At 34.4% G+C, this 13,139-nt stretch carries 6 protein-coding genes; 5 read left to right on the top strand and 1 reads right to left on the bottom strand.

The genetic code is table 11. The features are described from left to right. Positions 1-39: 39 nt before the first annotated feature. Complete coding sequence (locus IEV77_RS13365) at positions 40-1,626, bottom strand: peptide chain release factor 3 (RefSeq protein ID WP_188465654.1); 1,587 nt, start codon at positions 1,624-1,626, stop codon at positions 40-42. Between the two features lie 518 nt (positions 1,627-2,144). On the opposite strand from IEV77_RS13365, the gene IEV77_RS13360 reads away from it, so the two are divergent. From IEV77_RS13360 to IEV77_RS13340, 5 genes are all read left to right on the top strand, one after another. Then, positions 2,145-9,134, top strand: a complete 6,990-nt coding sequence (locus tag IEV77_RS13360) for a CLIPPER-2 domain-containing protein (RefSeq protein ID WP_188465652.1) — start codon at positions 2,145-2,147, stop codon at positions 9,132-9,134. A gap of 14 nt (positions 9,135-9,148) precedes the next feature. After that, entirely contained in the window at positions 9,149-10,084 is a 936-nt protein-coding gene (locus IEV77_RS13355; RefSeq protein ID WP_188465651.1) for a PorP/SprF family type IX secretion system membrane protein, read from the top strand. Between the two features lie 13 nt (positions 10,085-10,097). Then, positions 10,098-12,050 carry an OmpA family protein gene (locus IEV77_RS13350; RefSeq protein WP_188465649.1) on the top strand — a complete coding sequence of 651 codons (1,953 nt, stop codon included), beginning with the start codon at positions 10,098-10,100 and terminating at the stop codon, positions 12,048-12,050. Between the two features lie 120 nt (positions 12,051-12,170). Further along, entirely contained in the window at positions 12,171-12,698 is a 528-nt protein-coding gene (idi, locus tag IEV77_RS13345) for an isopentenyl-diphosphate Delta-isomerase (protein ID WP_188465647.1), read from the top strand. Then, positions 12,695-13,105 (top strand): 6-pyruvoyl trahydropterin synthase family protein, encoded by a 411-nt coding sequence (locus IEV77_RS13340; protein ID WP_188465645.1) that lies wholly within the window; start codon positions 12,695-12,697, stop codon positions 13,103-13,105. Before idi ends, IEV77_RS13340 begins: the two co-directional genes overlap by 4 nt. The last annotated feature ends 34 nt before the right edge of the window (positions 13,106-13,139 follow it).

The raw sequence follows: 13,139 nt of genomic DNA, 5'->3' as shown, positions 1-13,139 counted from the left end.
TAATTCCAGATTTAAAAAAACTATTTGAAATTTTACTTTTTAATATTCAGAGGTAAAATGAAATTTGATATTTGGATATTTCTGTTGTGTCATCTGCAAAGAAAAAGGAGAATCAGCTAAAAAAACCAATTGATTTTGTTTGTCTTTTGCTATAAAACGTTGTTTGACTCTTAAAAATTCCTTGAATTCTGCACTTTTAGGATCTTTGGGCTCAACCCAACATGCTTTATGGACATTTAAGTTTTCATAAGTACATTTTGCACCATATTCATGTTCCAATCTATATTGGATCACTTCATATTGTAATGCACCTACTGTTCCAATAACTTTTCGGCCATTAAGTTCTAAGGTAAATAATTGGGCAACACCTTCATCCATTAACTGGTCAATACCTTTAAATAACTGTTTCGATTTTAAAGGATCTGCATTATTGATATATCTAAAATGTTCTGGCGAAAAGCTTGGTACTCCTTTATAGTTTAATATTTCACCTTCAGTAAGTGTATCTCCAATTTTAAAGGCTCCAGTATCTTGAAGTCCAACAATATCACCGGGATAAGAAATATCTACAATTTCTTTCTTTTCAGCAAAAAAGGCATTTGGACTTGAGAACTTAACTTTCTTATTGTTTCTTACATGTAAATATGGTGCGTTTCGTTTAAATTCGCCCGAAACAATTTTAACAAAGGCTAATCTATTTCGATGGTTTGGATCCATATTAGCATGAATCTTAAAAACAAAACCAGTAAATTTCTTTTCTTCAGGCTTTACAAGTCGTTCTTCACTTTGTTTTGGTCTTGGTTTTGGAGCAATTTCCACAAAACAATCTAATAATTCTCTAACTCCAAAATTATTTAATGCAGAGCCAAAAAAGACAGGTTGTTGTTTTCCTTCTAAGTAAGCTTCTTTGTCAAAATCTGGATAAATCCCCTTTACAAGGGCTATTTCTTCACGAAGAGTGTTAGCCGCTTTATCGCCAACAAGTTTGTTTAATTCTGGAGATTGTAAATCTGAAATCTCTATAGTTTCTTCGATATCTTTTCTGCTATCTCCGCTAAAAAGATTGATGTTGTTTTCCCACAGATTATAAATTCCTTTAAAATCGTAACCCATTCCAATAGGAAAACTTAAAGGCACCACATGTAATCCTAATTTTTGTTCAACTTCATCTAATAAATCGAAAGCATCTTTTCCTTCACGATCCATTTTATTTATAAAAACAATCATAGGGATGTTACGCATTCTACAAACCTCAACTAATTTTTCAGTTTGTTCCTCAACACCTTTTGCTACATCAATAACTACAATCACGCTATCAACAGCCGTAAGAGTTCTAAAAGTATCTTCAGCAAAATCCTTGTGTCCAGGAGTATCTAGGATATTGATTTTGATGCCATTATATTCAAAAGCAAGCACAGAAGTTGCAACAGAAATTCCTCTCTGACGCTCAATCTCCATAAAGTCACTTGTAGCTCCTTTTTTTATCTTATTGCTTTTTACCGCACCAGCTTCCTGAATAGCTCCACCAAAAAGTAGTAGTTTTTCTGTTAAAGTAGTTTTTCCGGCATCTGGATGCGAAATAATACCAAAGGTTCTTCGTCTGTTAATCTCTTTAATAAAACTCATAATAATCTTCAAAATTGTTGCAAAGATACTATTATTAACCGCAAAAAAATGAATGATTTGGTAGCTTTTTAATTTTGAAGGTATCAAGGTTAATTAATAAGATTTGAAGCTGTAATAACTTGAAAATGTAGTTTTTAAATGGCCTATTGTGACAGTTTGGGATTTAACAGTTCAATTTGTAAATGTTAAAAAAAAGCGTATTTCATCGAATAAAAAAGCATTTAAACTTTTAATCGTAAAAAAAATTGTTAAATTGTTTTAGAATTCTTAATAAAAATTACATAATTATTGATTTATGTATAATTAATTAACATTTTTTTTTTACAATCATTTTTAGTTGTTAAATTTTTCTCCCTAAGAATTAATTAATTAATAACTGAAACATAATTAGTACTTTAAATTCAGTATGGCCATTGCTATTGTCTTAATGTTGTGCTTTTTGCACTTCAAATCTGCTGAATTTATTGCTTGATAAGCTGTTTCATATTTAAAATTCGAATCCCAAACCGTCATGAATTATGAGCAAAACTACTTTTCCGTATTTAGGTTTTAAAAAACTTTTTACACAAACAAAATCACTTCTCTTTTTAAGTGTCTTATCATTAATCTTATTTTCATTTACAACTGTAAGAGGTGGTGATATCTATGAAAAAATAAGTAATTATTTTATGCCTCCTGTTACAATTCCTTGTAATACAGATTCGCCTGTTCCTTTAATATCGCCAACCTATACAGGTTTGTCTGTTGAAGAAGATACGTCCGGCATATGTCTTTTTACGTGTGGAATCTATAATGAGGCTAATTTAATTGATGCAAGTAAAACCAATTATGCTTCTATAATTACGAGAATTGGATTGGGGGTTACACATACATTATCTGTAACTGATAATACGGTAAATGAATTTTACAACGGTGGAGGTTTCGCGGGATTCCTAATTGAAAACACTTCTATTTTGCAGGTAGATTTACTTGATAAAATAACTGTAAGAACTTATTTAAATGGTGATATTCAAGAGTCAAACTCAAGTAATACTTTGGCTGTAGTTAATAGCGGGTTATTAGGTAGTGATCAATATTATGTTGGTTTTTATACGAATGATGACTTCGATTCTATAGAGATTTCTATCTCAAGTTTTTTAGGTGTTTTATCTACAACGAAAGTTTATTATGCTGTAACCAATAGTTTTTGTGAAGGCCCAACATTGGAGTGTAATACGCCAACCATGTTTGCAAAACCTGATTTTCCTGCAAGAATATCCGAAGAACATACAGGCATAAATGGAGCTTTAAGTTTAGGTAGTGTTAATAATGCTAGTAATGCCATCGATTCTAATACCAATACATATGCAAGTATAGATTTTACTTTAGGTGTTTTCGCAACAGGAAGTTTGGCTGTAAAAAATGAGCTTGGAGATTATCCAGAGAATGCGTACGTTGCCTTTAATATTGAAAATGCATCTGTATTAAATTTAGATCTTTTAGACGGTATTACTATCTCTACTTATTTAGATAACACCTTGCAGGAAACTCAAACTGGAGGTTCCGAATTAATATCTGCTGATAGTGGTTTATTATTTACAGGAACCGAACGTTCTCAGGTTGGTTTCGTAACATTAGCTCCTTTTAATATAGTACAAATAAGCATTCACCAAACTGTTTCATTAGATTTAGGGAGTACAAGAGTTTACGGCCTGGTTATAGAATCTTTTTGCGAAGGTTCACTGGAATGTACTACAGCTACCGTGTTGAGTAATCCATTGCAGCCAGTAATTATTAATAATGTTAATACCGGCGTAGATGGTATAGCTTGTGTAGGTTGTGAAGTTGATAATGCAACTCATGTTATTAGTGAAAGTAATTCAGATTTTGCAATGATAAATATTACAGCTGGCGTGGCAAATACAGGGTCTATTTCAGTTGAAAATGTTTTAAGCACATTTCCTGCAGGAAGTCAAGCTGGTTTTGTTATTAGAGATACGAATGACTTACTAGAAGTCGATTTATTAAATTCTATTTCGATAACGACTTATTTAGATGGAGCACAGCAGGAAACCCAAACAGCAGGTGGTTTATTGGCATTAGAAGCTTTGGGCTTAATTAATATAGCGCCAGCATCTACAGATGGTTTTTACTTAATAGGTTTTACAACTAGTACAGAATACGATGAATTGAGACTTACAGTAAGTGCACTAGTTTCTGCTATAAATAGTATCGAAGTTTATGGAAGTTATGTCGATACATCAATTGAAATAACAGGGACGGTTATAAATGAAACAGTATTAGGACTTTCAGATGGAAGTCTATCTGTTACAGTATCAGGAGGTACACCGCCATATACTTATTTATGGAGTCCTGGAGGAGAAACAACCAATGCCATAAGTAACTTATCTCCGGGAACATACTTTGTAACAGTAACAGACGACATTGGATGTGAAAGTACTGCCGAATTTATTGTATATACAGATGGTGTACAATACCCAGTGCCTTGTAATACAGAACAACCGGTCGCCATTACAGCTACAGGTTTTACAGATTTAACTATTGCTGAAAATACAACAGGTGGTTGCGTAGTAGGCTGCGGAATTTTTAACGAAGAAAATATTATCGATGCAGATAGTGATAACTATGCAACAGTTTCAACATTAATTGGTTTGGGTGTTACACATTCACTAACAGTAACTGATGAAACTTCAGGTGAATTTTTTACGGGAGGAGGTTATGCTGGATTCTTAATAAAGAACAGCACTATTCTTCAAGCGGATCTATTAGAAACTATAGAAATTAGAACATATTTAGACGGTATTGAGCAGGAGTCAACTGTAACATCTTCTTTAGCAGTTGTAAATAGTTCTTTACTAGGGACAGATAAATATTACGTAGGTTTTTATACAACAATGGATTATGATGCTATTGAAATCTCAATTTCTAGTCTTCTAAATGTTATTTCTTCAACCAACGTATATTATGCAGTAACAAATAGCTTTTGTGCAGGTCCTGACTTGGAATGTAATACCCCAACTTCATTAATTAAACCAACTTTTCCAGTAAGAATTGTAAATGAGCATACAGGTACAGGTGGATTATTAACTGTAGGAAGCGTAAATAATACGAGTAGAGTTATAGACTCAAACCCTGGTAATTATGCTACAATAGATTTACTTACAGGTATTGCAGCTACAGCATCATTAGCTGTTAAAGATCAACTTGCAGAATATCCAGCAATGACTTATGCAGGGTTTGATATTGAAAATGCCACACTCCTTAACACACAGTTATTCGATGCTATAACCATTTCTACATATTTAGATGGAACCTTGGTTGAATCTAAAACAGGAGTTACAGAATTACTACCTGTAGATTCAGGGTTGCTACTTACGGGTAGCGAATCTATTAGAGTGGGATTTGTAACAACGGCACCTTTTGATGAAGTGCAAATAACATTATCGCAATTAGTTTCTTTAAATTTAGGAAGCACCCGTGTCTATGGTATGGTTCTCGAAACATTCTGTCCAGGAACTATAATCTGCGATGCACCTTATGTTTTGATTAATCCGAATGATCCAGTAGTTATCAATAATATGCGAACAGGAACTGACGGACTAATTTGTGCGGCTTGCGAAGTAGATAATTCACAAAATGTGATCTCTGAAGAGAATAGCGATTATGCTATGATTAATGTCGTTGCTGGTGTTGCCGGGAATGCCTCTATTTCAGTGCAAGACGTCCTTACAGATTATCCAGCAGGAACTCGTACAGGATTTGTAATTAGAGATACGAACGATTTGTTAGAAGTAGATTTATTGAATTCTATTACCATTACAACATATCTTGATAATGTTCAACAAGAACAGAGAACAGCTACTAATTTATTAGCATTAGAAGCTTTAGGATTAGTAGATATTACACCAACGTCACCTGACGCGTTTTATGTGGTGGCTTTTAATACAGCTTTAGGTTTTGATGAAGTACAAATTACGGTTGCATCACTTGCTAGTGTAATTAATTCAATTGAAGTGTATGGCGGCTATATAGATGCTACTAACACAGGATTATGTCAATCAATCGCCTTAATTAAAACGGGTGTATTTAATGATGGTAATGCCGATGGATGTAGCGATGTAGGTGAAACAATTACTTATACGTTGACTGTTACCAACGAAGGAACTACAACAATTACCAATGTCGTTTTGGAAGACATCATGTTAGGAGGTGTGATTGCCTTAGAATCAGGAGATACCGATACAGATAACGAATTAGATGTTAATGAAACTTGGATTTACACAACTGATTATGCCATTACTCAAGCAGATATTGATGCCGGTTTGGTAAGCAATCAAGCTACCGTAACAGGAATAGATTCCATAGATGGTTCAGCCGTGTCAGATTTATCAGATGATGATAACATTTTAGAAAACGATCCTACGGAAACCACTTTATGTCAATCAACAGATATCGCTTTAATTAAAACAGGCGTATTTAATGATACCGATGCTGATGGTTGTAGTAATGTAGATGAAACAATCACGTATACCTTTACAGTTACCAACGAAGGAACTTCAGCAATTACCACGGTCGTGTTAGAAGACACAATGTTAGGAGGTGTAATTGCTTTGGAATCAGGAGATACCGATTCAGATAACGAATTGGATGTCAATGAAACATGGATTTACACAGCCGATTATGCCATTACTCAAGCGGATATAGACGCAGGAATAATCAGTAACCAAGCTACGGTAACAGGAATTGATGCTATTGCTGGAACAGTCGTTTCAGATCTTTCAGATGATGATAGTATTGTAGAAAACGATCCAACAGAAACTATTTTATGTCAATCGGTGGATATCGCTTTAATTAAAACAGGCGAGTTTAATGATGGAGATTCCGATGGTTGTAGCGATGTAGGTGAAACAATCACGTATACGTTTACCGTTACCAACGAAGGAAATTCAACAATTACATCAGTCGTTTTAGAAGATACCATGTTGGGAGGTGAGATTACATTAGAATCAGGAGATGACGATACGGACAACGAATTAGATGTCGATGAAACATGGATTTATACAGCAGATTATGCCATTACTCAAACAGATATTGATGCTGGAATAGTAAGCAATCAAGCTACCGTTACAGGAATAGATGTGATAGACGGTTCAACTGTCTCAGATTTATCAGATGATGATAATATCTTAGAAAACGATCCTACCGAAACAACTTTATGTCAATCGGTAGAAATCTCACTAATTAAAATAGGCGAATTCAATGATGCCAATGCCGATGGATGTAGCAATGTAGGTGAAACTATCACTTATACGTTTACAGTAACCAGCAACGGAAACACTACAATTAACACTGTAGTTTTAGAAGACACCATGCTTGGAGGGGTAATTGCAATAGAATCTGGCGATTACGATGAAGATAGTGAATTAGATCTCGATGAAACATGGATTTACACAGCCGATTATGCCATAACCCAAGCAGACATCGATGCAGGTATGGTAAGCAATCAAGCTACCGTAACAGGAATAGATGTGATTGATGGTTCAACAGTATCAGATTTATCAGATGATGATAATATCTTAGAAAACGATCCTACGGAAACCACTTTATGTCAATCAACAGATATCGCCTTAATCAAAACCGGAGTATTTAATGATGGTAATGCCGATGGATGTAGCAATGTAGATGAAACAATCACGTATACGTTTACCGTAACAAACGAAGGAAGTTCCACTATAACAACCGTCGTATTAGAAGATCCGATGCTAGGAGGTATGATAGCTTTAGAATCAGGAGATGACGATTCAGACAACGAATTAGACGTTGATGAAACTTGGATCTACACAGCCGATTACGCCATAACACAAGCAGATATCGACGCAGGTATGGTAAGCAATCAAGCTACCGTAACTGGAATAGATGTGATTGATGGTTCAACCGTATCAGATTTATCAGATGATGATAATATCTTAGAAAACGATCCTACGGAAACCACTTTATGTCAATCAACAGATATCGCCTTAATCAAAACCGGAGTATTTAATGATGGTAATGCCGATGGATGTAGCGATGTAGGAGAAACAATCACTTATACGTTTACAGTAACCAACGAAGGAAGTTCAACAATCACCAATGTCTTATTAGAAGATACGATGCTAGGAGGAGTGATAGCATTAGAATCAGGAGATGATGATTCGGATAACGAATTAGATGTCGATGAAACATGGATTTACACAGCCGATTATGCCATTACACAAGCAGATATCGACGCAGGAATGGTAAGTAATCAAGCTACCGTAACAGGAATTGATGTGATAGATGGTTCAACCGTTTCAGATTTATCAGATGATGATAGTAGCGTAGAAAATGAAGCTACCGAAACTAATTTATGCCAACGGACAGATATCGCTCTAATGAAAACGGCAGAAATTAATGATAGTGATGGGAATAACTGTATTGATTTAGGAGAAACAATCACCTATACATTTGCAGTAAGTAACCAAGGAAATACCAGCATTTCCACAGTAGAATTGTACGACCCTATGTTGGGCGGTTACATGGCTGTAGCGTCAGGAGATAATGATTCAGATAATGAATTAGATGTGAATGAAACTTGGATGTATACTGGAGATTATGCAGTTACTCAAGCAGATATTGATTTAGGATGGGTAAGTAATCAGGCTACCGTAACTGGAATAGATGTGAGGAATGGTTCAACGGTATCAGATCTTTCCGATGACGACAGTATCATGGAAGATGATCCTACTGTAACAATGTTATGTAACTTAGGTTCTCTTTCTCTTGAAAAAGTAGGGGTGTTTAATGACGATAATGGGAGTGGGGGAGCTCAAGTAGGAGAAACCATAACCTATACCTTTACTATATACAATACAGGTCAAATTACATTGTATAACATTTCAATAGAAGACGCACTTCCTGGTATTCACATAGAAGGTCTGCCAATTCCTCAATTATTACCTGGAGAAATGGACGATACCACTTTTACCGCAACTTATACATTAACAAGTTTAGACATTAGTAATAAGATGGTCGTTAATCAAGCCATTGTAACAGGCTATGATATCTCTGATAATATAGTGACAGATATGTCTGATGATCCAAACAATCTGGATGATGTTGATGCGAATCATGATGGAGAACCTGATGATCCAACAATTACCGTTCTGCCAGATACAGCCGATGAAGAATTTGAAATATTTAATGGAATTTCTCCAGATGGGGATGGGTTAAATGATTTCTTTCAAATTGTAGGAATAGAATATTATCCAAATAACAACCTTAAAATATTTAATCGCTGGGGAGTTTTAGTTTACGAAACCGATGGTTATGGTATAAACGGAAATGTTTTTACAGGCATATCTGAGGGACGAGTTACTATTAGTGCAAATGAAGAATTACCTACAGGAACATATTTCTACATTTTAACACGAATTTTAACGGAAGACGAGGCCTTAACCAACGAAGGATACTTATACATTAAAAGAAACTAATAAAACTCAAATCGATGAAATATTACATATTATTACTAGTAGCTTTTATTAGTGTTAATTTAAGCTTTTCGCAACAAGACCCGCAATACACGCAGTACATGTACAACACGCAAATTGTTAATCCGGCTTATGTAGGGTCTAAAGAAACACTTGGTGTAGGCTTGTTATATAGAACGCAATGGGTAGGTTTTGATGGTGCTCCTAAAACGGGAACCTTAACATTCAATACCCCAATTGGGGAGCTTAAAAGAATGGGATTGGGATTTTCTATTGTAAGCGATAAAATTGGTCCATCAGCCGAAACTAATTTTGTTGTGGATTATTCTTATTCTTTGGTTTTATCTGAAATATCTAGATTATCTTTTGGTATAAAAGCCGGTGTAGATATTCTAGATGTAGATTATAACAAATTAAATATTTACGATGACTATGATCCACAGTTTGAAAACAATGTAGATAAAAAACTTCAGCCCCAAATAGGTGCTGGTATTTACTATAACACAGATAAATTGTATTTGGGATTATCTGTTCCAAATTTTTTAAATTCCGAACATTATAATACAGGTAGTTTGGATGATGTTAATGTAAATGCAGTTGCCATAGAGCGTTTACACTATTTCTTTATTGCCGGTTACGTGTTCGATCTTAGTGAAAATGTGAAATTTAAGCCAGCGACCATGTTCAAAGCTGTAAGTGGTGCACCACTACAAGCCGATGTTTCAGCAAACTTCCTGTTTAATGAGAAGTTTACATTGGGAGCGGCTTATAGATGGGATGCCGCATTTAGTGGTATGGCAGGATTTCAAATTAATAATAATATGTTTATTGGAATGGGGTACGATTATCAAACCACAGATATTCAAGCGTATAGTAATGGCTCGTATGAGATATTTTTACGTTTTGATGTTTTCAATAAGACCGAGCGTATTCTAACCCCAAGATTCTTCTAAACCCATTCAGATTATGAATTCATATAAAAAAATATTATTCCTATTGTGCTGTATCTTTAGTATAAGCTCTTTTGCTCAAATTGGGAAACTAGAAAAAGCGAACATTAAATACGATAAATACGACTATATCGATGCTCGAGAAATTTATTTGAAAGTGGTCGATAACGGCTATCAATCTGCGGAGATATATAGAAAACTTGGAGATACGTATTACTTTAATAGTGAATATTCAGGAGCTGCAAAATGGTATTATAATTTAATAAGCGAGTTTCCAGATGATGCCACCACAACAGATTATTTCAGGGCAGCCCAATGCCTAAAAAGTATTGATCAATTAGAAGAATCTAAAGAGCTAATGAAAATTTATGATGAAAAAGGAGGGAAATCTATAGCTCTCGCTTCTTATAAAAATGTAGCGGATACCTTGTTTAAAAAAGGAGTTCAGGACAAGTTGTTTGAAATTGAGAAAGTAGCCGTAAATACAGCATATTCAGATTTTGGACCTGCTTTTTATGGAGATAGCTTAATCGTTTTTACCTCAAGCGGTAGTGCTGTTAAATCTTTTGAAGATGAATCTGCAGATCTTTCGGGATGGGATAATCAGCCTTTTTTGGATTTGTATCAGGCCACTTTAGACGGAAATTTGACATTAAAAAATGCCGAAGTATTAAAAGGCGATATCAATTCAGATTATCATGAATCCACCGCAGTATTTACCAAAGATGGTAATACCATGTATTTTACTAGAAATAATTTTATAGATGGTAAAAAAAGAAGAGATAAAGAAAACGTGGTCAGACTTAAAGTTTATAAAGCAACCAAAATTGGTGATACTTGGAGGAATGTTAAAGAACTTCCATTTAATAGCGACAACTATTCTGTTGGTCATCCGGCATTGAGTCCAGAAGAAGATAAGCTTTACTTTGCTTCAGATATGCCAGGGACCTTAGGGATGTCAGATATCTGGTATGTAAAAATCTTAGGCGACGGTATATACAGTCCTGCAATAAATATGGGAGAGCCAATAAATACGGTTGCTAGAGAAACATTCCCATTTGTAAGTGCTGAAAACAACTTATATTTTTCAAGTGAAGGTCATGCGGGTATGGGAGGTCTGGATATTTTTGTCACAAAATTGACGGATGAATCCTATGAAGAAATTGCTACTTTTGGAGAACCAATCAATAGCTCGAAAGATGATTTTAGTTTCATTATAAAAGAAGACCGAATTGGATATTTTGCTTCCAACCGCGATGGTGACAAAGGAAGTGTTAGCGATGATATTTTTCAAATTTGGGAACGTTGCGAAATCACTATTGAAGGCCCTGTTTTAGACGAAACTACGGGAGAATTGATTCCAAATGCCATCGTGACGCTTTTAGATAGTAATAATAACGAACTCGATAAAGTGCAAACTGGTGATGATGCCGTTTTTTCTTTTGTACTAGAATGTGATAATCAATATATTATTAGAGCTCAAAAAGAAGGCTATAATCCAAGAGAAGAAATTATTGAAACTCCAAAGGATTCAAAAACTATGGAAATGCCAATCATGTTGAATATTCCCATGTCTTTAAAACTGGCAGATCCTTGTCCTCCAAACGATTTAGGATGCAGATTAACACTGCAACCTATATATTTTGATTATGATAAGTCTAATATTCGTCCGGACGCAGAAATAGAATTGGCGAAAATTTTAGTTGCCTTAAACGAGTATCCTCAATTAAATATATACATAGAGTCGCATACAGACTCCAGAGGTAAGGATTCCTATAATTTAAAACTATCGGAGCGTAGAGCACAATCTACATTAAAATGGTTTTTTGATCATGGAATAAATAAAAGCAGATTGTCTGGAAAAGGTTATGGAGAATCTCAATTAATAAACCAATGTTCAAATGGCGTGGAATGTACGGATCAAGAACATCAACTTAACCGTAGATCTATGTTTATAATTCAAGAATAGGAATAAAATAATAGTAAAATAAAATCAATACCTTACCTGTTTCATATAGGTAGGGTATTATGTTTTAAAAAAAACAAGTTTCAACATTAAAAACACTACCTATTTTGTAATTTTGTTTGCATGATAGAAGAGCAGGTTATTTTAGTAAATGAAAACGATGAGCAAATTGGTTTAATGCCAAAAATGGAAGCTCATGAAAAAGCGATGTTACATCGTGCTTTTTCGGTTTTTATTTTTAATGATAAAAATGAATTGATGTTACAGCAACGTGCATCTCATAAATATCATTCTCCAGAATTATGGACTAATACCTGTTGTAGTCATCAACGGGATGGTGAAACCAATATTCAGGCGGGAAAACGACGCTTGCAAGAAGAAATGGGATTTCATACCCCTTTAGAAGAATCTATTTCATTTATTTATAAAGCACCTTTTGATAATGGCTTGACAGAACATGAATACGATCATATTATGATTGGTTCATATAACGAGTCTCCTGAAATCAATCCAGAAGAAGTTTCTAACTGGAAATGGATGACCTTAGATAATGTGAAAACCGATATTAAAAATCATCCTGAAATTTATACAGAATGGTTTAAGATAATTTTTGATAAATTCTACGAACATATTAATATTACTAAAAAATGAAAGTAACAGTAAGTAGGAAAGGTCATTTTAATGCCGCACACAGATTATACAGGAAGGATTGGAGCAACGAAAAAAACGATGCCGTTTTTGGGAAATGTAACAACCATAACTACCATGGACATAATTATGAATTGATTGTTAGCGTAACTGGCGAAATTGATAAAGAAACTGGTTTTGTTATAGATATGAAGGTTTTAAAAGACTTAATTAAAGAGGAAGTTGAAGATGCTTTCGACCATAAAAATTTAAATGAAGATGTTGAGGTGTTTAAAAACCTAAATCCCACAGCCGAAAATATTGTAATTGTAATTTATAACAAACTAAAACCAAGATTAAATACTAATCTAGAATTAGAGGTCATACTTTATGAAACACCTCGTAATTTTGTAAGTTATTCTGGAAATTAGCATATTAAACTTCTAAGGTTTTAGTATCTTTGTA

Source organism: Xanthomarina arctica (genome assembly GCF_014638915.1).
GTDB lineage: Bacteria > Bacteroidota > Bacteroidia > Flavobacteriales > Flavobacteriaceae > Xanthomarina > Xanthomarina arctica.
This window is presented reverse-complemented; position numbering and strand designations above follow the sequence as displayed.

Bases quoted from the DNA above. Each gene is read 5' to 3' on its own strand.
- IEV77_RS13355 (WP_188465651.1), top strand. From the start codon at position 9,149: ATGAAATATTACATATTATTACTAGTAGCTTTTATTAGTGTTAATTTA.
- IEV77_RS13365 (WP_188465654.1), bottom strand. From the start codon at position 1,626: ATGAGTTTTATTAAAGAGATTAACAGACGAAGAACCTTTGGTATTATT.
- idi (WP_188465647.1), top strand. From the start codon at position 12,171: ATGATAGAAGAGCAGGTTATTTTAGTAAATGAAAACGATGAGCAAATT.
- IEV77_RS13340 (WP_188465645.1), top strand. From the start codon at position 12,695: ATGAAAGTAACAGTAAGTAGGAAAGGTCATTTTAATGCCGCACACAGA.
- IEV77_RS13360 (WP_188465652.1), top strand. From the start codon at position 2,145: ATGAGCAAAACTACTTTTCCGTATTTAGGTTTTAAAAAACTTTTTACA.
- IEV77_RS13350 (WP_188465649.1), top strand. From the start codon at position 10,098: ATGAATTCATATAAAAAAATATTATTCCTATTGTGCTGTATCTTTAGT.